This is a genomic window from Winslowiella toletana, assembly GCF_017875465.1.
In the GTDB taxonomy this organism is placed as follows: Bacteria; Pseudomonadota; Gammaproteobacteria; order Enterobacterales; family Enterobacteriaceae; genus Erwinia; species Erwinia toletana.
This window is the reverse complement of the sequence record NZ_JAGGMQ010000001.1, coordinates 3,658,759-3,683,161: the sequence shown is the minus strand read 5'-3', so window position 1 is coordinate 3,683,161 and position 24,403 is coordinate 3,658,759. Positions and strand designations below refer to the sequence as shown.

25 protein-coding genes and 1 other RNA gene are annotated in these 24,403 nt (G+C 53.9%); 11 read left to right on the top strand and 15 right to left on the bottom strand.

Features of this window, described 5'->3' with window-relative positions:
• The first annotated feature begins 10 nt into the window (after positions 1–10).
• The 3 genes from acrB (at position 11) to ykgO (ending at position 3,716) form a co-directional block, all read left to right on the top strand.
• Positions 11–3,163: a multidrug efflux RND transporter permease subunit AcrB gene (gene acrB / locus J2125_RS17140; RefSeq protein ID WP_017800964.1), complete on the top strand. Its 3,153-nt coding sequence runs from the start codon at positions 11–13 to the stop codon at positions 3,161–3,163.
• Positions 3,164–3,304: 141 nt separating this feature from the next.
• Positions 3,305–3,562, top strand: a complete 258-nt coding sequence (locus J2125_RS17135; RefSeq protein WP_017800963.1) for a type B 50S ribosomal protein L31 — start codon at positions 3,305–3,307, stop codon at positions 3,560–3,562.
• Positions 3,563–3,575: 13 nt separating this feature from the next.
• Positions 3,576–3,716 (top strand): type B 50S ribosomal protein L36, encoded by a 141-nt coding sequence (ykgO, locus tag J2125_RS17130; protein WP_017800962.1) that lies wholly within the window; start codon positions 3,576–3,578, stop codon positions 3,714–3,716.
• Positions 3,717–3,769: 53 nt separating this feature from the next.
• On the opposite strand, the gene J2125_RS17125 is transcribed toward ykgO, so the two are convergent.
• Genes J2125_RS17125 through J2125_RS17115 form a run of 3 tightly spaced genes read right to left on the bottom strand, consistent with a single transcriptional unit; the run spans position 3,770 to position 6,200 of the window.
• Positions 3,770–4,648, bottom strand: coding sequence for a metal ABC transporter substrate-binding protein (locus J2125_RS17125; RefSeq protein ID WP_017800961.1), 879 nt, complete (start codon positions 4,646–4,648; stop codon positions 3,770–3,772).
• Positions 4,645–5,520: a metal ABC transporter permease gene (locus J2125_RS17120; protein WP_017800960.1), complete on the bottom strand. Its 876-nt coding sequence runs from the start codon at positions 5,518–5,520 to the stop codon at positions 4,645–4,647. The genes J2125_RS17125 and J2125_RS17120 overlap by 4 nt, the downstream gene beginning before the upstream one ends.
• Positions 5,520–6,200, bottom strand: coding sequence for a metal ABC transporter ATP-binding protein (locus J2125_RS17115; protein WP_026111675.1), 681 nt, complete (start codon positions 6,198–6,200; stop codon positions 5,520–5,522). Before J2125_RS17115 ends, J2125_RS17120 begins: the two co-directional genes overlap by 1 nt.
• A 418-nt stretch (positions 6,201–6,618) precedes the next feature.
• On the opposite strand from J2125_RS17115, the gene J2125_RS17110 reads away from it, so the two are divergent.
• From J2125_RS17110 to J2125_RS17100, 3 genes are all read left to right on the top strand, one after another.
• Positions 6,619–6,972, top strand: coding sequence for a hypothetical protein (locus J2125_RS17110; RefSeq protein ID WP_017800958.1), 354 nt, complete (start codon positions 6,619–6,621; stop codon positions 6,970–6,972).
• 152 nt (positions 6,973–7,124) lie between these two features.
• Positions 7,125–7,505: an Hha toxicity modulator TomB gene (gene tomB / locus J2125_RS17105; protein WP_017800957.1), complete on the top strand. Its 381-nt coding sequence runs from the start codon at positions 7,125–7,127 to the stop codon at positions 7,503–7,505.
• Between the two features lie 29 nt (positions 7,506–7,534).
• Positions 7,535–7,753, top strand: a complete 219-nt coding sequence (locus J2125_RS17100) for an HHA domain-containing protein (protein ID WP_017800956.1) — start codon at positions 7,535–7,537, stop codon at positions 7,751–7,753.
• A 73-nt stretch (positions 7,754–7,826) separates the two neighbouring features.
• On the opposite strand, the gene ffs is transcribed toward J2125_RS17100, so the two are convergent.
• Positions 7,827–7,923, bottom strand: an RNA gene (gene ffs, locus J2125_RS17095) — signal recognition particle sRNA small type.
• Positions 7,924–8,225: 302 nt separating this feature from the next.
• On the opposite strand from ffs, the gene J2125_RS17090 reads away from it, so the two are divergent.
• Positions 8,226–8,537 (top strand): MGMT family protein, encoded by a 312-nt coding sequence (locus tag J2125_RS17090; RefSeq protein WP_017800955.1) that lies wholly within the window; start codon positions 8,226–8,228, stop codon positions 8,535–8,537.
• 45 nt (positions 8,538–8,582) lie between these two features.
• On the opposite strand, the gene J2125_RS17085 is transcribed toward J2125_RS17090, so the two are convergent.
• The gene (locus tag J2125_RS17085; protein ID WP_017800954.1) at positions 8,583–9,140 is read right to left on the bottom strand and encodes a YbaY family lipoprotein; all 558 of its coding nucleotides are present in this window, start codon (positions 9,138–9,140) and stop codon (positions 8,583–8,585) included.
• Positions 9,141–9,368: 228 nt separating this feature from the next.
• Here J2125_RS17085 and tesB point away from each other — a divergent pair, with 228 nt between their 5' ends.
• Complete coding sequence (gene tesB / locus J2125_RS17080; protein ID WP_017800953.1) at positions 9,369–10,229, top strand: acyl-CoA thioesterase II; 861 nt, start codon at positions 9,369–9,371, stop codon at positions 10,227–10,229.
• A 99-nt stretch (positions 10,230–10,328) separates the two neighbouring features.
• Here the strand turns inward: tesB and amtB are convergent, their stop codons facing one another.
• From amtB to J2125_RS17055, 5 genes are all read right to left on the bottom strand, one after another.
• Positions 10,329–11,615, bottom strand: coding sequence for an ammonium transporter AmtB (gene amtB / locus J2125_RS17075; protein WP_017800952.1), 1,287 nt, complete (start codon positions 11,613–11,615; stop codon positions 10,329–10,331).
• 34 nt (positions 11,616–11,649) lie between these two features.
• On the bottom strand, positions 11,650–11,988 hold the full coding sequence (glnK, locus tag J2125_RS17070; RefSeq protein WP_009114005.1) for a P-II family nitrogen regulator: 339 nt from the start codon (positions 11,986–11,988) through the stop codon (positions 11,650–11,652).
• Between the two features lie 265 nt (positions 11,989–12,253).
• A complete protein-coding gene (locus J2125_RS17065; RefSeq protein ID WP_017800951.1) occupies positions 12,254–14,023 on the bottom strand; it encodes a SmdB family multidrug efflux ABC transporter permease/ATP-binding protein in 1,770 nt (589 codons plus the stop codon).
• A complete protein-coding gene (locus tag J2125_RS17060) occupies positions 14,016–15,785 on the bottom strand; it encodes a SmdA family multidrug ABC transporter permease/ATP-binding protein (RefSeq protein ID WP_026111674.1) in 1,770 nt (589 codons plus the stop codon). The genes J2125_RS17065 and J2125_RS17060 overlap by 8 nt, the downstream gene beginning before the upstream one ends.
• A 47-nt stretch (positions 15,786–15,832) precedes the next feature.
• Complete coding sequence (locus J2125_RS17055; protein WP_017800949.1) at positions 15,833–16,294, bottom strand: Lrp/AsnC family transcriptional regulator; 462 nt, start codon at positions 16,292–16,294, stop codon at positions 15,833–15,835.
• Between the two features lie 113 nt (positions 16,295–16,407).
• Between J2125_RS17055 and J2125_RS17050 the strand changes: the two genes are divergently transcribed.
• Positions 16,408–17,442 (top strand): PLP-dependent cysteine synthase family protein, encoded by a 1,035-nt coding sequence (locus J2125_RS17050; RefSeq protein WP_017800948.1) that lies wholly within the window; start codon positions 16,408–16,410, stop codon positions 17,440–17,442.
• Between the two features lie 37 nt (positions 17,443–17,479).
• On the opposite strand, the gene cof is transcribed toward J2125_RS17050, so the two are convergent.
• Positions 17,480–18,301 carry an HMP-PP phosphatase gene (cof, locus tag J2125_RS17045; protein WP_017800947.1) on the bottom strand — a complete coding sequence of 274 codons (822 nt, stop codon included), beginning with the start codon at positions 18,299–18,301 and terminating at the stop codon, positions 17,480–17,482.
• A gap of 99 nt (positions 18,302–18,400) precedes the next feature.
• Between cof and J2125_RS17040 the strand changes: the two genes are divergently transcribed.
• Both J2125_RS17040 and queC read left to right on the top strand, forming a co-directional pair.
• Complete coding sequence (locus J2125_RS17040; protein WP_017800946.1) at positions 18,401–20,101, top strand: SgrR family transcriptional regulator; 1,701 nt, start codon at positions 18,401–18,403, stop codon at positions 20,099–20,101.
• 152 nt (positions 20,102–20,253) lie between these two features.
• Complete coding sequence (gene queC / locus J2125_RS17035; RefSeq protein ID WP_017800945.1) at positions 20,254–20,949, top strand: 7-cyano-7-deazaguanine synthase QueC; 696 nt, start codon at positions 20,254–20,256, stop codon at positions 20,947–20,949.
• A 30-nt stretch (positions 20,950–20,979) separates the two neighbouring features.
• Here the strand turns inward: queC and J2125_RS17030 are convergent, their stop codons facing one another.
• The 4 genes from J2125_RS17030 to hupB form a co-directional block, all read right to left on the bottom strand.
• Positions 20,980–21,372, bottom strand: a complete 393-nt coding sequence (locus J2125_RS17030) for an acyl-CoA thioesterase (protein WP_017800944.1) — start codon at positions 21,370–21,372, stop codon at positions 20,980–20,982.
• 123 nt (positions 21,373–21,495) lie between these two features.
• Positions 21,496–21,837, bottom strand: coding sequence for a ComEA family DNA-binding protein (locus J2125_RS17025; RefSeq protein WP_017800943.1), 342 nt, complete (start codon positions 21,835–21,837; stop codon positions 21,496–21,498).
• Between the two features lie 143 nt (positions 21,838–21,980).
• On the bottom strand, positions 21,981–23,846 hold the full coding sequence (gene ppiD, locus J2125_RS17020) for a peptidylprolyl isomerase (protein ID WP_017800942.1): 1,866 nt from the start codon (positions 23,844–23,846) through the stop codon (positions 21,981–21,983).
• Positions 23,847–24,102: 256 nt separating this feature from the next.
• Positions 24,103–24,375, bottom strand: a complete 273-nt coding sequence (gene hupB, locus J2125_RS17015) for a nucleoid-associated protein HU-beta (RefSeq protein WP_026111673.1) — start codon at positions 24,373–24,375, stop codon at positions 24,103–24,105.
• Between the last annotated feature and the right edge of the window lie 28 nt (positions 24,376–24,403).

The window sequence follows — 24,403 nt, the reverse complement described above, 5'->3', positions numbered from 1 at the left end:
CCGCTGATACATGGCTAAGTTCTTTATCGATCGCCCCATTTTTGCCTGGGTTATCGCCATCATTATTATGCTGGCGGGTGCGCTGTCGATTCTTAAACTGCCGATCGAGCAATATCCTAACGTTGCTCCACCGGCGATTGAGATCACCGCGACTTATCCGGGTGCTGATGCGAAAACCTTGCAGGACTCCGTCACGCAGGTCATCGAACAGAATATGAATGGTATCGATGGCCAGATGTACATGAGTTCCAGCAGTGACTCCTCTGGTACCGTGACGCTGACCATTACCTTTGAATCGGGTACTGACCCGGATATCGCGCAGGTTCAGGTGCAGAACAAACTGCAGCTGGCGATGCCGTTACTGCCACAGGAAGTTCAGCAACAGGGGATTAAGGTTCAGAAATCCTCCAGCAGCTTCCTGATGGTGGCCGGTTTTATCAACGATACCGGCAGCATGACGCAGAATGATATTGCGGACTATGTTGGCTCGAATATCAAAGACCCGATCAGCCGCGTCAGCGGTGTCGGTGATACCCAGCTGTTTGGCGCCCAGTACGCGATGCGTATCTGGATGGATCCGCATAAGCTGAATAACTATCAGCTGACGCCGGTGGATGTGATCACCGCCATTACCAATCAGAATGCCCAGGTCGCAGCCGGTCAGCTTGGTGGTACGCCACCAGTGAAAGGCCAGCAGCTGAACGCCTCGATTATTGCGCAGACACGTCTTACCTCTACCGATGAGTTCGGCAAAATTTTGCTGAAGGTCAACGCGGATGGTTCGCAGGTGCGCCTGCGCGACGTAGCGAAAATTGAACTGGGTGGGGAAAACTACGAGATTGTTGCCCGTTATAATGGCCAGCCGGCATCCGGTCTGGGGATTAAACTGGCAACTGGCGCTAACGCACTGGATACCGCCGCAGCGGTAAAAGCGGAACTGGCAAAACTGGAACCGTTCTTCCCTGCAGGTCTGAAAGTGGTTTATCCATATGACACCACGCCGTTCGTTAAAATCTCCATCTTCGAAGTGGTGAAAACCCTCGTTGAAGCGATCGTGCTGGTGTTCCTGGTGATGTACCTGTTCCTGCAAAACTTCCGCGCTACCCTGATCCCAACGATCGCGGTGCCGGTGGTGTTGTTAGGGACATTTGCCATTATCAACGCCTTTGGTTATTCGATAAACACCCTGACGATGTTCGGGCTGGTGCTCGCCATCGGGCTATTGGTGGATGACGCCATCGTGGTGGTGGAGAACGTCGAGCGTGTGATGGCGGAGGATGGATTACCGCCCAAAGAAGCCACGCGTAAATCGATGGATCAGATCCAGGGCGCACTGGTCGGTATCGCGCTGGTGCTGTCAGCGGTATTTATTCCGATGGCATTCTTCGGCGGTTCTACCGGGGTTATCTATCGTCAGTTCTCGATCACCATCGTTTCCGCGATGGTTCTGTCGGTGATTGTGGCGCTGGTGCTGACCCCGGCGCTCTGCGCCACCATGCTGAAACCCATCAAGAAAGGTGAACACGGCAAAACCACTGGTTTCTTCGGCTGGTTTAACCGGATGTTTGATAAGAGCACCCATCACTATACCGACAGTGTGGGCCATATCATTCGCAGCACCGGCCGCTACCTGATTATCTATCTGCTGATCGTGGTGGGCATGGCAGTACTGTTCCTGCGCTTACCCAGCTCGTTCCTGCCGGAAGAGGACCAGGGTGTCTTCCTGACCATGGCGCAGCTGCCTGCTGGCGCGACGCAAGAGCGTACGCAGAAAGTGCTCGATCAGGTGACGGATTACTATCTGACCAAAGAGAAAGACACGGTCAGCTCGGTGTTTACCGTTAACGGCTTTGGTTTTGCCGGCCGTGGCCAGAACACCGGTATCGCCTTCGTCAGTCTGAAACCATGGGATGAGCGTCCGGGTACGGAGAGCAAAGTTCCGGCGATTACCGCACGTGCGATGGGTGCGCTGTCGGTGATTAAAGATGCGATGGTGATTCCGTTTAACCTGCCAGCGATTGTTGAACTGGGTACCGCAACCGGCTTTGACTTCCAGCTGATCGACCAGGCTAACCTGGGTCACGAGAAGCTGACGCAGGCGCGTAACCAGCTGTTTGGTCTGATTGCTCAGCACAGCGATACGCTGGTGGGTGTGCGTCCAAATGGTCTGGAAGATACGCCGCAGTACAAACTGGATATTGATCAGGAGAAAGCGGAAGCGCTGGGTGTCTCTATCTCTGATATCAATACCACGCTGCGTGCTTCGTGGGGCGGGACTTACGTCAACGACTTTATCGATCGCGGTCGTGTGAAGAAAGTCTACGTGATGGGTGATGCGCCTTACCGTATGCTGCCAAGTGATATCAATAACTGGTATGTGCGTAACAGTAGTGGCGGCATGGTCTCGTTTAACGCCTTTGCATCGGCGAAATGGGAATATGGTTCACCTCGTCTGGAACGCTATAACGGCTTGCCTTCGATGGAAATCCTCGGCCAGGCCGCTCCGGGTAAAAGCTCCGGTTCCGCAATGGAGCTGATGGAAAATCTGGCGTCGCAGCTGCCAACCGGTATTGGCTACGACTGGACCGGTATGTCCTATCAGGAACGTCTGTCCGGTAACCAGGCCCCTGCCCTGTATGCCATCTCGCTGATAGTGGTATTCCTCTGTCTGGCGGCATTGTATGAGAGCTGGTCGATACCTTTCGCGGTTATGCTGGTGGTGCCGCTGGGTGTGATTGGTGCGCTGTTGTTTACCACTCTGCGTGGTCTGAACAATGACGTCTACTTTGTGGTGGGCCTGCTGACAACCATTGGCTTGTCGGCGAAGAACGCGATATTAATCGTCGAATTCGCCAAAGATCTGATGGAAAAAGAGGGCAAAGGGCTGGTCGAGTCCACGCTGGAAGCGGTGCGTATGCGTTTACGCCCGATTCTGATGACCTCGCTGGCCTTTATCCTCGGGGTACTGCCACTGGCCATCAGTACCGGCGCGGGCTCCGGTTCCCAGAACGCCGTAGGTACCGGTGTAATGGGCGGGATGGTCACGGCGACCGTACTGGCAATCTTCTTCGTTCCGGTGTTCTTCGTGGTGGTACGCCGCCGCTTTAGCAAACACAAAGAAGAGATTGAACAGGGACATTCTGAACAGCAATCGCATCACTAAGCTTTACTGACAGTGATCAACAGAGGCCGCTAATGCGGCCTCTTTTTTTTGCCCGTTTTCTGCGATTAAGTTGGGTTGCAATTCTCATCTGCCCGGCGCATAATAATTGTTATGTTATAACATACAAATTCCGGAGCAACGATGAAAGCTGATATCCATCCCCACTATCGTACGGTGGTGTTTCATGACACCAGCGCTGATCACTACTTTAAAGTCGGTTCCACCATTAAAACCGACCGCACCGTAGAATTTGAAGGGGCGACTTACCCGTACGTTACCCTCGATGTCTCTTCTGCCTCGCACGCTTACTACACCGGCAAGCAGAAAGAATTTAACAAAGAAGGCAGTGCGGCGCGCTTTAATCAGCGTTATGGCAACTTCTTCAATAAAAGCAAATAAGTCAGGGGCCGTTATGCAGGTACTGAGTTCACTGGCTTCGGCCAAAAAGCGTCACAAAGATTGCATCGTGGTGCGCCGTAAAGGCCGTATCTACGTCATTTGTAAGAGTAACCCGCGCTTTAAGGCGGTTCAGGGAAGAAAGAAAAAACGTTAGTGTCGTATCGTTTATCCCTTTGGGCCGGAAGCACGCTTCCGGCCCTTTTTTTATTACTTCATACTGCCGGCAATACTCTCAACATTATGTTTAAACGCCGCAATATAACTGGCTGCGGGTCCATCCTGTGTGGATAACGCTTCCGGATAAAGCTCACCGCCTGGCTGCGCGCCGGTCGCCGCTGCGATCTGTTTTACCAGACGCGGATCGGTTTGATTCTCAATAAAGTAGCTGTGAATTTTCTCTGTTTTCAGCTGCTTAATTAAGCTGGCCACATCGCTGGCGCTGGCTTCTGACTCGGTGGAAAATCCGACTGGCGCCAGGAAGCGCACGCCATAGCGCTGACCGAAATAGCCAAAGGCATCATGGCTGGTCAGCACCTGACGCTTCGCATCCGGAATCCCGTTAAAGGTCTGCTGCGCCCAGCTGTCGAGCTGCTTAAGCTGGCTGATATAGGCGGCGCCATGCTGGCGGAAATAGTCAGCATCGTCAGGATCGGCGGCAATCAGCGCGTTCATCACATTGGTGGCATACACCACGCCATTTTGCATACTGTTCCACGCATGTGGATCGGTAATGGTTTCGCCATCCTCTTCCATTTTGCGTGTGTTGACGCCGCTTGAAGCGACAATCACTTTGCCTTTGTAACCGGAAGCGATCACCAGGCGATCCATCCAGCCTTCCATTCCCAGTCCGCTGACAAACACCACATCCGCCTGCGACAGCGCCTGGCTATCCTGCGGCGTAGGTTCAAAGCTGTGCGGGTCGCCATCAGGCCCCACCAGACTTTTAACCTTCACATGTTCCCCGCCGACCTGCTGCACGATATCCGCCAGCACGGTAAAACTGGCGACGGTTTCTACCGTTTTGGCCAGTGCCAGCGGGCTGCCGATCAACGCAGCTAATGCCAGCGCTATGGGTAACTTCTTCATACGTTCTCCTTACCTGTCAAAATAAAACGGCGGCGCGTTAACAGACCACCGTGCGGCCCGACTAAAATCGAGATAAAAAACAGAATGGCAGCACTCAGCACCACCGCCGGACCGGCTGGCAGCGCGAGATAAAATGAGGCGAACAGGCCACTGAAGCTGGCAATCACGGCAAGGGTGATCGCGGCGGCGAGCATGCCAGGCAGACGCAAGCTCCAGAAGCGTGAACTGGTGGCTGGCAGCATCATCAGTCCTACCGACATCAGCGTGCCCAGCACCTGGAAACCGGCCACCAGATTGATCACCACCAGCACCAGAAACAGGCCATTCACCAGCGGTGAACTCCAGCGGCTCTGCGCGCGTAAGAAGGTGGGGTCAAAAGCGTCAATCACTAATGGCCGGTAGATCAGCGCCAGCAGCAGCAGCGTCATCGCCGCGATACTGCCAACCAGCATGATCGACAGGTTGTCGACCGCCAGCAGCGAGCCAAACAGCACATGCAGCAGATCAACGCTGGATCCGCGCAATGACACCAGCGTCACGCCCAGCGCCAGCGAGCCGAGGTAAAAACCGGCAAAACTGGCATCTTCACGTAACGGGGTAAAGCGGCTGACGGCGCCGGAAAGCAAGGCTACGGTCAGACCGGCAATAAATCCGCCGATCCCCATCGCCACCAGCGACAGACCAGAGATTAAATAGCCAATCGCCGCGCCTGGCAGCACCGCATGGGACAGCGCATCGCCTACCAGGCTCATGCGCCGCAGCTGGAGAAATACGCCGAGCGGTGTGGCGCTGACTGATAACGCCACACAAGCCACCAGCGCGCGACGCATAAAGCCGAACTCAATAAACGGGTGCAACAGGCTAACCATCATCACTGCACGCCTCCAGCCTGCCGTAGCGGCGCTCTGGCGAGCACGCGCGTCTGCCACTCGCTCTTATCCGGATGCAACCGTAAAACCTGCGGGAACCACGCATCCACCATACTGAGGTCATGCAGCACCACAATCAGTGTGCAACCCTGGCGATGACGTTCCGCCAGCAAATCCAGCAGCAGCTCGATGGTCGGGCTGTCGATGCCGGTAAATGGCTCGTCGAGCAACAGCAGAGAAGCCTGCTGCATCAGCAGACGGGCAAACAGCACGCGCTGCAACTGTCCGCCGGAGAGCGTGCCTGGCTGGGCATCGGCGAAATCAGCCATTCTTACCCGCTGCAGATTTTGCATAATCTCCTGACGCAACTGACGGCCAATAGCACCGAACCAGCCACTGCGCTGCCAGCAGCCCATTGCCACCAGATCAAATACGGTAATCGGGAACTGTCGTTCAATTTCAGACTGCTGCGGTAACCAACCCGCTGCCGCAGATGGCTGAGATAACTGATAGCTTCCCGCCACCGGCGGCAGTAAACCGGCAAGGGTTTTGAGCAGCGTGGATTTTCCTGAACCGTTGGAGCCGACCAGCGCTGTCATCGATCCCCGGGTAAAGCGGCCATTGATTACCGGCGTAACCGGCTGACGCCGGTAGCCGGCCTGCAAATTTTGCAAGCAAATCATTGCGCAGTCGCCCACCATACCGCAGCAGCCAGCAACGCTACGGGCGATAAGCTCAGCAACAGCCTGGCGGGGGCAGAGAGCGTAAACAGAGTCGATTGGGGAGGAAGAGAAGCAGGCATTACGGTGGTTCCGCTATTAATATATATGTTATAACATAACACTAAATATCAGCGATTCGTCACGTGCCTCACGGGAAAAATGTATCCAGGTGTTACCCGGCGTGCCCACATAAGCGCCAGGGGCTTAGATAAACAAAACTCATCAGCAAGTTGTGCGCTATCGCAGAAAACAGCACAAAGCTTCAAAATAAAAACCATTAAAATCATATGCATGGCAATATGACCTTTTTTGCCACTTGCTTTATTTAACACTAAACACAATGATCAATATTAGTAGCAGTTAACACAGTGATGGAAAAATGCGCACATTAATTCCCTGCAATAATTTGCAGGACGAAGTTGACCCGCTAATATTGAAGGAAATAATTCAACAGAATATTCCCAAATTAGAACCGCAACTGGTGGGAGATTTAGCATGGTATTCTCAAAATGCGCGATTCGTTCCCGACAGTGTGAAAATTATTTCAATAGCTCCTGCCGGTAGTTTACGTTATAAAATGAGCTATCAGTTTGAATGGACGATATTCAATGCATGTCTGGATATTGATGCCAGCGAGACCGCGGTGGAAACGGTTCAGTTCCGGATAATTCCCGGCTTTCTCGCCTTTGAACTGATCGACAATCAATACCCATCAACCGCTAATGAATTGTAATCTTTGGTAATGAACTCAGGCGCTATTAATTAATCTGCGTTATATTCAGGAAGTCCGTTTAATAAACTATTTTTTATAATCACTTCCAGGCCGCATACCTTTTAGCTTAGCCCGTGTACCGGCTTGTATCACTCGCTATGGAGGGGAAAGAGATGGACGAATACTCACCAAAAAGGCATGATATTGCCCAGTTGAAATTCTTGTGTGAAAGTCTGTACGATGAAAGTATGTCAACCCTCGGTGACAGTCATCACGGTTGGGTCAATGATCCTACTTCTGCGGTAAATTTGCAGCTTAACGAATTGATTGAACATATCGCCTCTTTCACCATGAATTACAAAATCAAACATGTTGAGGATGCGGATCTGATTGCGCAAATCGATGAATATCTCGATGACACATTTATGCTGTTCAGTAACTACGGTATTAATGCTCAGGATCTTCAGCGCTGGCAGAAATCAGCCAAACGACTTTTTAACATTTTCGCCGAAGAGTGCGCGCAACGGCCTTTGCATGCCAGCCACTCAGTTTAGCAACCCATTATTTTTACTACGGTTTAACAATGACAGACAAAATTCTTACTAAAACTGATTACCTGATGCGTTTAAGACGCTGTCGTTCAATCGATACCCTTGAGCGAGTAATTGAAAAAAACAAATACGAATTATCTGACGACGAATTAGAAGTGTTTAATTCTGCTGCCGATCACCGCCTGGCGGAATTGACTATGAATAAACTCTACGACAAAGTTCCGGTGTCCGTCTGGAAATATGTAAGGTAAAAGCATCTTCAGAATATTGTAAGATTTGACAGGATAAAACTGAGGATAATGCGAGGGGCTGAAATGGTGGAGGCCCTGCCAGCGACATCCCGGCACACGCGTCACCTGCTGCGGCTGCTTCCTTCCGGATCTGACCGAGTTCACAAGTTAGCATTGCGGGAGCACCAACAGGGCCTCCATTGACTGGCTCTAACCTTCAGAGCGCAGGCATTATCAATGATGCCCCCGCCAATTGCAAGCGCCCCTCCTGCGACCGTTGTTTTCTTGAACAGGTCACGTTTTTTAGTTGAATGTCCAGTTTTTAAAACCCTCGGTATTCTCCTAAATATTATCCTTCAACGCGCGAATTTACTGCGAAAAATGGCTAATATTACCGCAACCTGATGGCCTGCAACGGCAGGTGTGATTAAATTTACTTTAGTATCGCCAGGCTATCGATTAAGGTTTTATTATTATTTACCTGAGTATTCCTATGTTCGATAACGACAACTTTCAGCAACGTGTCTGGCAAATTATCGCCGCCATTCCCAGCGGCTGCGTCACCACCTATGGCGACATCGCCCGCCTGGCTGGCTCGCCACGGGCTGCGCGTCAGGTTGGCGGTATCCTGCGCCGCTTACCCGAAGGCAGCAAGATCCCATGGCATCGTGTGATTAACCGTAAAGGCGAAATTTCATTAATTGGTGATGATCTCGAGCGCCAGCGTACGGCGCTGGAAGCGGAAGGTGTTGAAGTCAGCAATGACGGCAAAATTTCTCTGCCGCGCTATCGCTGGCAGCCCTGAAACCGATGATGCCGGCAAGGGATTAGCCCTGCCAGCAATCGCCAGTCAGAGGCTGGTTGGCGCCGGTACTGATGCGGCCGGCGTCACCTGCGTTGGCGAGGTTGACGGCACAGTGGTTGCCGCTCCGCTTTGCGCCGGCATGGCTACCGACGGCACGGGCACCAGCACCAGTTCGGCTTTAGTGCCACCACCGTTAATCACCGGTTTCACCGTCTCAGTGATAAACGCCATTTTGCCATCAATCGTAATCGCGGCACTCAGCAGAATGCGTGCATTGGGCTGAATATCGGCCGGATTAAACGGCAGTACAAAGCTGAATGGCGCCTGTTTGCCTTCGGTACGCACTGCGCGCTGCGACAACACTTTCGATGGCGCATCCGCCAGCGACGCATCCGATAAAGTTACCGTTAACACTGCATCCGGCGGTAACGCAATGCGCTGACGAATATAGACCGAGCCACTAACATTTGGCTGCGCTATCGCCGCCTGCTGCCCTGCTGTCTGCGCGCCCAGCGTCGGGGTGGGTATATCTGCACTTTTATCTGCACAACCTGCCAGAGCCACCGCCAGCGCGGCGCCACTCATAAGATGCCAAAATTTCATTGATTTATTCTCCTTCCTTATTATCAATGTGTTCCGCCAGTAACCGGCAGAACCGCGCTGTCAGCCAGCGTCACAAGCTTAAGCCTGGCACAAGTTACTGCTTTTTTCCTGTTAGCAACTTTTCATCATCCCTGCGGGAAAAAAGAAGAAGATTCCGCTTTAACCCAGTTGACGATAACTGGTCGGATCTCGCAAACTGATCGCTGAACTATTTTCGAGGAGGCTGCTATGAGCCAGGCACTGCAAAACCTGCTAAACCTGCTTAATTTAGAAAAGTTAGAAGAGGGCCTGTTTCGTGGCCAGAGCGAAGACTTAGGACTCCGCCAGGTATTTGGCGGTCAGGTTGTTGGCCAGGCGCTGTATGCAGCCAAACAGACTGTCCCTGCCGAACGAATTATTCACTCGTTTCATAGCTACTTCCTGCGTCCCGGCGACAGTCAGAAAGCGATTATCTACGATGTCGAAACCCTGCGTGACGGCAATAGCTTTAGCGCCCGTCGCGTCAGCGCCATCCAGAACGGCCAGCCGATTTTCTATATGACCGCCTCCTTCCAGGCGCCGGAAAGTGGCTATGAGCATCAGAACATGATGCCAGTGGTGCCAGGCCCGGAGACGCTGCCTTCTGAAACCGACATTGCCCATCAGCTGGCGGAGTTTATTCCGGAAAAAGCGCGCGAGAAATTTCTGGCGGAAAAACCGCTGGAAATGCGCCCGGTTAAGTTTCATAACCCGTTGCAGGGACATGTTGATGAACCGCAGCGCCAGGTGTGGTTCCGCGCTAATGGCCAGATGCCTGCCGATCCCGGTATTCATCAATATCTGCTCGGCTACGCGTCCGATTTCAACTTTTTACCGGTCGCGCTGCAACCACATGGCAAAGGGTTCCTGGAACCAGGTATGCAGGTGGCGACAATCGATCACTCAATGTGGTTCCACCGTCCGTTCGATTTGAATCAGTGGCTACTGTATAGCGTGGAGAGCACCTCAGCATCCGGTGCGCGCGGATTTGTCCGTGGCCAGTTCTACACTCAGGATGGCACGCTGGTGGCTTCAACGGTGCAGGAAGGGGTAATGCGTCTGCGCAGTTAAGCGGGAGGTCATAAAAAAGGGCGATATCATCAATATCGCCCTTTTTCTGTTTATCGTTTTATTTTTTTAGCGCACTGCTCTCTTTGAGCGGTTTCTCTGTTACTGGTTGTAAGCGTTTTCGCCGTGGCTGTTGACGTCCAGACCTTCACGTTCCTGATCTTCCGGAACACGCAGACCAACAATCATATCCGCCAGTTTGAAACCGATAAAGGCCACCACACCGGTCCAGACGATGGTCACGCCAACGCTGAACAGCTGGATCATAACCTGATGGCCCATGGTCACGCCTTCTGCGTAGCCAACACCACCCAGTGAAGGCGCCGCGAACACACCGGTCAGGATACAACCGACGATACCGCACACACCGTGGACACCGAACACATCACAAGGGTCATCAACGCGCAGCCATTTTTTCAGGATGGTAACGCCCCACAGACCGGCGATGCCGCCTGCGATACCGATAATCAACGCACCGCCCACACCGACGTAACCACATGCCGGGGTGATAGCAACCAGACCGGCAATCACACCTGAACTGGCGCCCAGCAGTGATGGCTTACCGCGGAACATCCACTCACCGAAGGTCCAGGCCAGTACCGCACCCGCTGTCGCCATCACGGTATTCAGGAAGGCCAGCGCAGCGATTTCATTCGCTGCACTTGCAGAACCGGCGTTAAAGCCGAACCAGCCCACATACAGAATCGCGGTACCGGTGAATACCATCGGCAGGTTGTGTGGTTTAAAGGCTTCTTTACCGAAACCAGCACGTTTGCCCAGCAGGTAAGCACCGACCAGACCCGCTACCGCGGCGTTAATATGCACCACAGTACCGCCAGCGAAGTCCATCGCGCCATCCTGAGCCAGGAAGCCGCCTGCCCACACCATATGTGCGATAGGCAGATACGCCAGCGTCAGCCATACCACCACGAAAATCAGCACCGCGGAGAAGCGAATACGCTCTGCGATAGAGCCGACAATCAGACCCACAGTGATACAGGCAAACGAGCACTGGAACGCTACGTGAATATACTGATAGAAAGTACCGGTTAATGCCGTCAGTTCGATACCTTTCAGCATTGCCATGCTGAAGCCGCCGAAGAAGGCATTACCTTCGCTGAAAGCCAGCGAGTAGCCATACAGCATCCAGAGTACGCAGACCATTGAGAAGGTCACCGCGACCTGAGTCAGCATGGAGAGAACGTTTTTGCCACGAAGCAGACCGCCGTAGAACAGCGCGATGCCTGGTATAGACATAAAAAGCACCAGCGCGGTGCAAATCATCATAAATGCGTTATCAGCTTTATCTGCAACGGCAGGTGCAGCCATCGCGAGCGATGGTAACAATGCCAGGCCTGCCAGACCCAACTTAGTCAGTACTTTATTCATTTTATTCCATCCCTTCACAATTCAGAGCCCGAAATTACAGCGCGGCTTCGTCTGTTTCGCCGGTACGTATACGGATAACACGCTGCAGTTCTGCAACGAAGATCTTACCGTCGCCAATTTTGCCCGTGTAGGCAGCTTTGCTAATCACATCAATAACTTCATCGAGCTGATCGTCAGCAATAGCAATGTCGATTTTAACTTTTGGCAGGAAATTCACGCTGTACTCTGCACCGCGATAAAGTTCTGCATGACCTTTCTGGCGACCAAACCCCTTCACCTCGGTGACGGTCAGCCCCTGAATGCCGATTGAAGATAATGCTTCACGCACATCTTCCAGTTTGAACGGTTTGATTACCACGGTAACCAGCTTCATAGAATCCCCTCCAGGTAGATAATTTGTTTGCCACACCCGACTCGGATTGATTAAAGCAAAGCCTGTGCCACAAATTAAAAACACGAAAATTTCAGAGGATTAGCCAGACAGCGACTGATGCCAGGCTGTGACAGCGATCTTAATCCCTGCCGGAACGCCAGTGAGCGGGCAGAAAAAACGCACCATAAAGGTGCGTTACGCGTTAACAGAGTGCATCAATATAGACGTTTCCGAAAAAACTGTGCAAAAAAGGTGCAAACGGAGTTTATGCCTCGGCCGCCATGCCCGACGTGAGTTCATCGCCCGCCAGCTGTAACTGATACATCTGCCAGTAGCGCCCCTGTTCGGCCAGCAGTTCACGATGGTTACCCTGCTCAACAGCCTGGCCGCGATGCAGCACCAGAATGCTGTCTGCTTCGGTAATAGTCGACAGTCGATGGGCAATCACCACCAGCGTGGTTTGCTGACGAATGGCGCGCAGGGCGCGCTGAATCGCCTGTTCAGTGCCGGAATCGATATTGGCGGTGGCTTCATCAAGGATCAGGATTTGTGGCGACGCCACCAGCACGCGCGCCATCGCCAGCAGCTGCTTCTGCCCTACCGACAGATTGTTGCCCTGCTCACCCAGGCGGGTATGGATGCCCTCGGCAAGGCCAGCCGCCAGTTCCGCCAGCTGTACCGTCTCCAGCGCCTGCCACACCTGCTGTTCACTGATATCGCGCCCAAGCGTGACATTGGCGAAGAAGCTGTCGGCCAGTACCACCGGATCCTGCTGCACCATCGCCACCCCCTGACGCAGTACCTGATGACTGAGGCTGCTGAGTGGACGACCATCGAGATTAATTTCCCCCTGCTTTAGCGGGTAGTAACCCATTAGCAAGTTCGCCAGCGTACTTTTGCCACTGCCAGTATGCCCCACCAGCGCCACAAAATGACGCGATGGCACCTGCAGATTAATATTGCTCAGGACATTACGGTCATCACGATAGGCGAAGCTAAGGTTACGCACCTCAATGCTACCGCTGGCCAGTGGCCGCTTATCGTCGCCATATTGCTGACGTGGGGCGTCCATCAGTTCGAAAATACGCTCACCGGCCACCACTGCCTGCTGTAACATCGACTGCTGGGTAGTAAGTTCAATCAGCGGTTCATTCAGGCGACCAAGATAGTTGATAAAGGCATACAGCACGCCGACTTCAATGCTGCCAGCCGAAGAGAAACCAAACAACAACATCAGTCCACACAGGATCATTGCCGAGAACAGGCTGAGCAGCGGACGCAGCAGAAAGCCATCCAGCCGCAGCGTCTGCATCCGCGCCAGATAGTGGGAGCGGCTGGCCTCTCCCATTCGCTCGCCAAAGCGTGCCTGCTGGCGGAACTGCTGGATCACGCTCATGCCGTTAATCACTTCGTTAAAGCCGTTATTGATATCCGCCAGATAGCTGCGCACCCGACGCACAATCGGCGTGCTGTAACGCTGATAGATCAGCATCACCGTGATCACCGCCGGGAAAATGGTGATCGCCACCAGCGCCATCCGCCAGTCAAGGCTGAACATCGCCACCAGCATCGCGCCAATCAGGGCGGCGCTGCGCAATACCGTCGCCACTACCGTCACATAAAGATCGCGCACCACTTCGGTATCGTTGGTCACCCGCGAGATAATCTGCCCTACCGGCTGGGTATCAAACGCACTCAGCGGCTGACGCAGCGCCGCATCCATCACATCGCTGCGCAGGCGCTGCACCACGCCTACCGCCGCCTGATTAAACAGCAGCGCCTGGATATAGTGCAGCGTTGCCGCCAGCGCCTGCAGCAGAATATATCCCACCACCAGACCGGCCACGATCCCCAGCGGCATCTGATGCTTCGCCACCATATTATCGATAAAATAGCTCACCAGAACCGGCCCCAGCACTTCTGCCGCCGCCGCAACCCACAGCAGCGCCACCGCGATAGCGAGTGATTTACGCCACGGTTTGCCGTAAGCCAGCAGGCGTTTAATAGTTGGCCACAGCTGCGCCAGGCTAGTCATGGGGCACTCCCTTTTCGTTCTCATCTTCGTCCAGCGCCGCTTCCAGTTGCTGATAGCGATACATATCGCTGTACCAGCCAGGCTGTCCGGCTAACAGCTCATGACTGCCGCGTTGCGCGACCACGCCATGCTGCATAACCAGAATTTCATTCGCCTCGGTCAGTGCCGACAGGCGATGGGCGCTGATAATCACCGTGCGCCCTTCACCCCAGTTGCGTAAATTGTGCAGGATCTGATGCTCCGTGCGGCCATCAACCGCCGAAAGCGCATCATCCAGCAGCAGAATCTCGGCATTTAACAGCAGCGCACGGGCAATCGAAATACGCTGTTTCTGTCCACCAGAGAGCATCACGCCGCGCTCGCCCACTTCGGTGTCATAACCCTGCGGCAGCCGCAGGATATCCTCATGCACGCAGGCCAGTCGCGCGACCTGTTCAATATCGCTCTGGGTGGCATTGGGGCGACCCAGTGCAATATTGTTAGCGACACTATCGGAGAACAGAAAAGGAGTCTGACTCACGACCGCCAGCCGGCTGCGCCAGCCATCGATGCGTAGCTGGGTCAGCGGGACGCCATGATAACGAATATCCCCCTGATCACAGTCGAAATGGCGCTGAATCAGGCTTAGCAGACTGCTTTTACCGGAACCGGTCGGGCCACACAGCCCCAGCATCTGCCCCGGCTTCAGATTGACATTGATATTGCGCAGCGAAGGTTGCTTACTGCCCGGATAGGTAAATTCGCGAATCGCCACCTGCAACAGGCCACGTCCTTCCGGCAGCATTTTATCGCCATCCGTCACCGTCGGCACTTCGGTCAGCAGAGCACGGATACGGCTCCAGGCCGCGCTGCCGCGTTCGACAATATTAAACATCCATGCCAGCGCCAGCATCGGCCAGATCATCAGACCAAGGTACATAATAAAACTGGTCAGCTGGCCGAGCGTCATCTGACCATGCCACACCAGCCAGCTGCCGCCGCCGATCGCCAGCAGGTTCGACATGCCAATCGCAATATAGATCGTGGGGTCGAAACGCGCGTCCACGCGCGCCACGCGCATATTTTTCTCGCCGGTGTCACGGGCAATCGCCGAGAACTGCGCAGACTGATGATCTTCGAGGCCAAAGGCTTTGATCATACGGATGCTGGTCAGGCTCTCCTGAGTTTGATCGTTAAGCGAGGAGAAAGCCGCCTGCGCCAGTTTGAAACGGTTATGCAGCTGATCGCCATAGCGTTTAATCACCAGCGCCATTACCGGCATCGGCAACAGCGCCAGCAGCGTTAACTGCCAGCTAATCTGGGTGCTCATCACAATCAGCACCACCAGCCCCATTACCAGCGAATCCACCAGCGTCAGCACGCCTTCCCCGGCGGCGAACACCACGCGGTCCACATCGTTGGTGGCGCGGGCAATCAGATCGCCAGTACGGTGGCGCAGATAGAATTCGGGATGCTGACGGCTGAGCTGACGATAAAAGTCTTCGCGCAATTCAACCGCCAGTTGATAAGACGCGCCAAACAGCAATACACGCCAGACATAGCGCAACAGGTATACCACCACCGCCGTCACCAGCATGGCGCCAATCCACATCAGGATCTCACCCGCGCCCATATGTCGCTGGGTGACACCATCAACGATCTCGCCTACTACCTTCGGCGGCAGCAGTTGCAAGATCGCTATTACTATCAATAAAGAAACCGCGCCAAGATACCGACGCCACTCCCGGGCAAAATACCAACTTAATTGGCTAAACAATCGCACGCAATATGTCCTGAACTGGGAAAAGGAGGCAAAAAACCTCCATTAAATTAAGGATTCACTGGCAAAGCCGTGGTGTATTTTATCTCTTCCATGGCAAAACTCGAAGTGACATCGATTAATCCCGGAACGCCGTTCACTAATCGTTTGTAGAACGCGTCATAGCATTTCATATCCGCCACCTGAATACGCATCAGATAGTCGTATTCGCCCGCCATACGATAAAAAGCCATCACCTCCGGCAGGCTTTGCACCACTTCAACAAACTGCTGATACCAGGCACTGCTGTGCTGCTGGGTCTTGATCAGCATAAAGGCGGTTAATGACAGACCGATTTTATCACCATCCAGTAGCGCCACTTTGCCACGAATTATGCCGTCATCTTCCAGCTTTTTCAGCCGTTTCCAGCATGGCGTGGTGGTCAGATTAACCGCATCGGCCAGCGCCTGCAGCGAAAGCGTGCAATCCTGCTGCAGCAACGCCAGCAGTTTACGGTCAGTTTTATCTAACATACGCCGACTCCGGAGAATTTTTTTCTCTAATTACGCCATTATACAGTAAAGAAGATAAACCTTTTTTCCCGTGAATGCCTTACTCTTGCTGCACGATTATCAGGAGCCCGATCATGACCAGCCAGTGGGTAAAACACGCAATCAACGAAATAAATGCCGACTTTCAGCGTTCCGCCGATACGCATCTGATCCGTCTGGCTTTACCCGACTTTCCCGGCATCTGGCTCTATTTAAAAGATGAGAGCACCCATCCTACCGGAAGCCTGAAGCACCGTCTGGCCCGCTCGCTGTTTTTATATGGCTTAAGCAATGGCTGGATCAAACAGAATCGGCCAATTATTGAAGCGTCATCGGGCAGTACCGCAGTGTCGGAAGCCTATTTTGCCCGCCTGATCGGCCTGCCATTTATTGCGGTAATGCCCGCCAGTACCGCCAGACGCAAGGTCGAACAGATCACTTTTTATGGTGGTCAGTGTCACTTTGTCAGCGATCCCTGCCAGCTGTATGCCGAATCCGAGCGCCTGGCGCGCGAGCTTAACGGCCACTTTATGGATCAGTTTACCTATGCCGAGCGCGCCACCGACTGGCGTGGCAATAATAATATCGCCGAGAGCATTTTCCGCCAGATGAGCAGCGAGCCGTTTCCGATTCCGGACACTATTGTAATGAGTGCTGGCACCGGTGGCACCTCAGCCACCATTGGCCGCTATCTGCGCTATCAGGGACATGATACCCGGCTGCTGGTGGTGGATCCGCAAAACTCGGTGTTCTTTGATTACTGGCAGCAGCGGGATCCGGCTTTAATCAGCGCCACTGGCAGCCGCATTGAAGGTATTGGCCGCCCGCGCGTCGAACCGTCGTTTATTCCGGATGTCATTGATGCGATGCTGAAAGTGCCGGATGGCGCCAGCATTGCAGCGATGCTGTGGCTGGAAAAACAGCTGGGCCGTAAAGCGGGCGCTTCGACCGGCACCAATATCTGGGGCGCGCTGCAGGTTGCCAGAGAGATGCGCGAGCAGGGCCGCCAGGGGGCGATTGTCACCCTGCTGTGTGACAGCGGCGATCGCTATCTCGACAGCTATTATCATGCCGACTGGGTGCGGGAACATATTGGCGATATCAGTCCGTGGCAGCAGGCGCTGGCATAAAAAAGCCGGACACTCCCGTCCGGCTGGCTGAAGAACCTTAGAATTCGGGGGAATAGGTAAGGTGTGGTGTGGTCAGCCAGTGATTAAGATAATGTGACACTCCCTGTGTCGCGCAATGTCCGATAACCGGCAGATGCGGCAGTGCATTTTTCAGCTGATGCATGGCGTTGCCCATAATAAAACCCCGCCCCACTGCCGCCAGCATTTCACGATCGTTCATCGCATCGCCAAAGGCCATGCAATCGGCCATCGTCAGCCCGAGATGGTTGCTGAGAAAGTTCAGCGCAGTCCCTTTATTGCAGTTAACCGGCAGCACTTCCAGACACTCCCAGGCCGAGAAGCAGAGATGCGCGCGGTCACCGAGCGCTTCGCTAAGCTGGATTTCCAGCCGGCACAGCTCCTCATGTTCAGCAATAAAACAGATTTTCGTCACCTGGTCCGCCGGGATCTGGCGGACATCCGCAAGCTGATAAGTAAAGCCGCTGATCAGATGCGCCTGCAATATTTCCGGCAGCTCATTGCCGGTAAACCAGCCATCATCGTTAAACACATGCATGGTGGCCGTGGTGTCCCACTGCGTATCGGTGACCTGGCGGGCGATATCCGGCGGCAGATCGTTGCCAGATAGCCGCTCGCCATTCACCGCATTGACGCGGGTGCCATTGCCGGTAATCAGCCAGGCATCCAGTTCCAGTTCCGCTGCCAGAATTTTCATTTCCAGCAGATGCCTGCCAGTGGCAAAGGCCAGAATCACCTGCTTTTCCTGTAATGCGCGTAGTGCCGCTATCGTCTCTTTCCCCAACTGGTGATTAGGCAGTAACAGGGTGCCATCCATATCAAAAGCAGCTAAACGCGACATCTTATCTCCTGGCAGTGATGAAAGTATGAGAGTCGAGTATCACCTGGTAATTGCGGAACTAATAGTGAATACTTTGTGAAAACCATTCCGGGTTTAACTATGCGCCAGCTTAATCGCCTTAACCAGTTTGCCCGCCTGTGGCAGCACAGTGGCGGTGTTCCACAACAAACCAGCGTCGCCGAAATGGCCGAACGCTGCTTCTGTAGTGAGCGCCATATGCGTACTCTGCTTGGTCAGTGGCAACAGGCGCAATGGCTCGACTGGCGCGCAGAGTCCGGACGTGGCAAGCGCGGCGCTCTGCGCTTTTTACAAACGCCGGATCATCTGCGCAGCGAGCTGTTGCAGCAGCAACTTGATCGCGGACAGCCGCAGCATGCTCTGCAACTGGTGCAGCTGGCGCCAGAGCAGCTAAGCCAGCTGTTGCAGCCCTTTATGGGCGGACAGTGGCTGAATAACGCCCCAACCCTGCGTATTCCTTACTATCGCACGCTGGATGCCTTACAGCCGCTGACCCTGAGTGGCCGCGCGGAGCAGCATCTCTGCCACCATGTGTATGCCGGTCTGACCCGTTTTCAGCACAATCAGGTGGTTGCCGATCTGGCGCATCATTGGGTATGCAGTGATAACCAGCTGGAGTGGTTCTTCTTTTTGCGTCCGCAGCTGCACTGGCACAATGGCGAAGCGATTACTGCGGTTCAGCTGCAACAGCGGCTGCAAAAGATTCTTGCCAGCACCATCGGCAGCAAACTGCTGGCCAGCGTCAAGTCGGTGTCACTGGCGCACGCGCTCTGTCTGCGCTTTGAATTGCATACCGCCGACAACTGGCTGGCACATCGTCTGGCCACTGTATTTTGCCTGCTGCCGCATCCGCTGGATGAAAAACTGGGGGCGGGTCCTTACAGGTTAAGCCACTTTAGCCCGACGCTGGTGCGGATTGAGAGCCACGGCTGGTATCATCTGCAACACCCGCTGATGCAGGCAATTGAATACTGGATCACACCGCAACTGTTTGACAGCCAGCTGGGAACCAGCTGTAGCCATCCGGTACAGATTGCGATTGGCGCGCTGGATGAGCTGCCGCTGCTGCGGCCGGTCAGTAAAAGCACCAGCCTTGGCTTCTGTTATCTGGCGATTAATCAGCAGCGCGCGCTCAATGCGGCGCAGGCGGCAAAACTGATGAAGCTGATTCAGCAGGCGGAAATTATCGCGCAGTTGCCGATCGAAGAGGGACTGATTACTCCGAGTCGCGAGATGCTGCCCGGCTGGCCACTGCCCGACTGGTCTGCCGGGGATGATATCGCCCTGCCCGACCGGCTCAGTCTGCACTATCATTTACCGGTAGAGCTGGATGCGATGGCGCACAAGCTGCAGGAGCTGCTGGCCAGCCATAACTGCCAGCTGCAACTGCATTTTCATCACGCCAAAAACTGGCAGGATTATGCCGGTCTGGCGCAGGCTGATTTAGTAATGGGTGACCGGCTGATTGGTGACGCGCCGGAATTTATCCTCGAAAGCTGGCTGCGCCTTGATCCTCTGTGGTCCACCCTTCTTTCTGCCGCAGGCTATCAGCGGCTTATGGCCGATCTGCGCCAGATTCAGGCTGAGCCACAGGAGCAGGTACGTTTTGTCGGCTTGCAGCAGTGTTTCCGGCAACTGATGAACGATGCGGTGATTACTCCGCTGTTTAATTATCGCTATCAGATTAGCGCGCCGCCTGGCGTGGAAGGTATATACCTGAATGCGTCGGGCTGGTTTGATTTTACCCGCGCCTGGGTGCCGCCTCCGGTGGTGATTGAGTGAAGCGGTCGTAAACAGTAGTATAGGCCCCCCCGGACGTAGGGGAGCCGTTAACGGCTTCCGTATTGCAGCAGGCACGGCGGCAAACCATTGGCGCGGGCAGCGTGAACGCCGCCCCTGCAGGGTGATATCTGAAACATTAAGGAAGGCGATATATGAAACGTGCAGTGGTGGTTTTTAGCGGTGGACAGGACTCTACAACCTGTTTGATTCAGGCTCTTCAGCAGTATGACGAAGTACACTGCGTCACTTTCGATTACGGCCAGCGCCATCGCGAAGAGATCGACGTTGCACAAGCACTGTCACAACAGCTGGGCGCCCGCGCGCATAAGGTGCTGGATGTGACCCTGCTAAATGAGCTGGCAGTCAGCAGCCTGACGCGCGATAACATTCCGGTACCAGCTTTCGATGCCAGCGCCAGCGGTTTACCCAGCACCTTTGTCCCGGGGCGCAATATCCTGTTTCTGACGCTGGCGTCGATTTATGCTTATCAGGTCGAAGCGGAAGCGGTGATCACCGGCGTCTGTGAAACTGACTTCTCCGGCTACCCGGACTGCCGCGATGAGTTTGTTAAAGCGCTGAATCACGCCATTGAGCTGGGCATGGCGCGCAAGGTGCGTTTTGAAACGCCGCTGATGTGGCTGAATAAAGCGGAAACCTGGGCGCTGGCCGATTACTGGCAGCAGCTGCCGCTGATACGTCAGCAGACCCTGACCTGCTATAACGGTATTAAAGGTGACGGCTGTGGCGAATGTGCCGCCTGCCATCTGCGCGCCCGTGGATTAAGTGATTATCAGGATCATGCCGCCAGCGTGATGGCCAGCATGCTGGCGAAAACTGGTCTGGCGTAAGCGTTGCCCTGCGCCGTGCAGCAGCATGGCTTAAAGCAGCGATTCCAGTTGCTGCTTTAATTCCCCCTCCAGCGGCAGAACTTTTTGCGATGGCAGGTGAACACAAACAAAGGTCAGCAGCGCATCCGCGACTACTGTGCCATCTGCCAGTAACACATTCTGACTCAGTACGCCGCTTTTGCCACTCAGCTGCTGTAACTGACTATCGATGGTCAGCACGTCGCCCAGCACCGCCGGACGGCGATAGTTAATATTGACATTAACCACCACAAATCCCATCTGTTGATCTGCCATCCATGCAAATGCCTGTTTTCGTTCCAGCCAGTCCCAGCGCGCCTCTTCAAGGAATTCGAGATAGCGGGCATTATTCACATGTTGATAAACATCCAGATGGTAGCCACGAACCTTAATTGTTGTCTGCACAGGCTGGTTTCCTCAATCATGTTTGCGTGAAAGACGAAAAGGCCATACCCACTGGTATGACCTGAACAGGTTAGCAGCCTGCCAGCACGCGACCACTGGCAAAAAGCCTGCTTGCGATTGCGATCACAGTTTCAGGCGCGCGGCGTTACGCTCCACCAGCGCGCTGCCGATCCCCGGTACTTCCTTCAGCTGCTCGACGTCGCTAAACGGACCATACTTTTCGCGATAACTGACTATCGACTCGGCTTTCTTAAGGCCTACGCCATTCATCGCCGCAGCCAGCTCTTCCGCACTGGCGCGGTTAATACTGACTGTCCCCTGTTCACTGGCTGCATCAGCGTTATTATCAGTCAGCGTTTTGGGTTCGGCCAGCGCACTCTGAGACTCGGCGGCAAAAGTGGGCGACAGTGCGCCTGCTCCCAGTATCAGCGCGAGAATCATAGCGTTACGTCGTTTTTTAATCATGCTGTTGTTCCTCCATGTTGTGACAGCACGGATAACTTACGCGCGTTGGGGCGGGAGAAACAAATGGCAAAAGACAAAAATGGAAAAGGCCGCGTAAGCGGCCTTCAGAGTTGCATCAGATTGCAGATTAATTGCGAGACAGATTACTGCTGCGCCGCGTTGCCATACTTGATTTTGGCCTCTTTACGCAGGTTGCTCAGCAATGCTTCAAACGCAATTTGCGCATTGTTCTGGGTAATCCCCTTCACCATCGCCTGCTTCTGCTGCTCTGGCATGGTGCCCGCCTGCACTTTATCCAGTGACAGCAGCACTACATTGCCCTGCATATCCTCACTGACACCGTAAACGGCTTTATCTTTCGCCGGTTGTGGCAAGGCAAACGCCGCCTGTGTGATCGCATCCTGACCATTACGCGTCAGCGTTTTCACCTCACCAAAGCTCAGACCCGCGGCTTTAAATGCGTCCTCTTTGCCTGCTTTCAGCTCGGCAATGATTTTATCCGCATCGGCTTTCGCCTGTTTTTCCGCTTTGTTGTGCTTAATGGTATCGACGATCTGCGCCTGAACCTCAGCATAAGGCTTCACTGCTTCAGCTTTATGCGCGCTGACGCGCACGATAAAGGCACGGTCACCCTCGACGGTAATAATATCGGAGTTGCTGCCCGGCGCGCCGTTTTCACCGATTAAACCACCGTTGAAAATCGCGTCCTGTACCGGCTTAAAGTTCAGCTCAGCGGGCAGGTTGTCACGGCTGAACCAGCCGGTTTCAACCGCTTTTACGCCTGCAGCCTCTTCAGCGCTGGCCAGCGATTCGTTGTCATTACTCGCCGCATCACTGACTTTCTGCTGCAGTTTGTAATAAGCATCGATGCCTTTTTCCTGCTTCACTTTATCAGCGATAGCATCACGCACTTCCGTCAACGGCTTAACCTGATCTGGCTGGATATCGTCAAGACGCACCACCAGGAAACCAACGGAAGATTTGATCACGCCGGAAAGCTGGCCTTTGCTGGTCAGATTAGCCTCTTTCAGTTCATCAGGCGTAGTAGAAGGTTCCAGCCAGCCCATATCACCGCCCTTGCGTGCAGAGATAGGATCAGCAGATTTCGCTTTTGCCAGCGCGGCAAAGTCGCCGCCTTTTTTCAGCTCATCAACAATCGCCTGCGCTTCCGCTTCGGTTTTAGTCTGAATGATGCTGTAACGGTTACGCTGCGGCTGACCGTAGTCGGCTTTGTGCTCGTCATACCAGCTCTGGATCTCGCTGTCGCTGGCCGATTCCTGCATGTTTGCCGCATCCAGCTTGATATAGCTGACACGGAACTGCTCCGGCGCCATAAAGCTGTTTTGATTCTGCTGGTAGTAGTTTTTGCTCTCTTCGTCGCTCACCTGCTGCTTTGCTGCCAGCTGATTAACATCGATAGTTGCAGTGCGAACTAAACGTTGCTGCGAAACCAGCGCCGCTAACGAGTCCGATTCGCTGCCCAGCATAAAATCAGTACCGGCAATTGCGGTGACCAGCTGTTGGGTGGTCAGCTGCTTACGCAGCGCTTCAGCGTACTGATCGGCAGAGAAGCCCATATTGCCAATCAGGCTCAGGTATTTTGTATTGTCGAATTTGCCGTCGGTCTGGAACGCCGGCTGGGTGAAGATCGCCTGTTTGATCTGCTCGTCGCTGATGCCCAGCTTCAGCTCTTTCGCGTACTGATCGAGTAATACTTCATCCACCAGCTGTGACAGCGCCTGCTGACGCATCTGCTGCAGGTAACCTTCGTTACCGGCCAGTTGCGAGAACTGATCGCCCAGCATCTGCTGCTGGCGGCCACGCTCACTGGCGAACGCACGCTCTAATTGCGCCCGGCTGATTTCCTGTCCGTTAACCTTGGCGGCGTAATCGCCGTTTCCACCAATTAAAAAGTCGCCGACACCGGTCAGCACGAATGACAGGATAATCAAACCCAAAATAATTTTGAGCACGACATGGTTCGACGCCGCGCGTAAATTGTCCATCATGGTATGCCAACACTCCGCTGTATGTAGTGTGAATGTAAACCTTACGCTTGCGCCCGCATCCTCGCGGCCGTGTTACGCAGCTGCATTTCAGGCCCGCAGCTTCGGCCTTTTTTTTGACACGCGCATACGGCGTTTGTCACCAGTAACGATAAAAAAAGGCACATCATTTGCCTGATGTGCCCGGTATGTTACATGAGAACGCTTTGTCAGTCCTCAATCCACCGAAGAAAATGCTTCAGTGGAGGCTTAACCACTCTTAGTTTACCGCGTCTTTCAGCGCTTTACCGGCGCGGAAACCAGGTACTTTACCCGCTGGAATGGTAATTTCTTTACCAGTCTGTGGGTTACGGCCAGTACGCTCAGAACGCTCACGTACGGAGAAAGTACCAAAACCAACCAGCGCAACTTCATCACCTGCTTTCAGAGAATCGGAAACTGAAACCATAAAAGCATCTAATACACGTCCAGCCGCTGCTTTAGAAATATCAGCATTCGCAGCAATTTTGTCGATCAACTGTGACTTATTCACTCTATTCATCCCCTCTTTATTATTCACA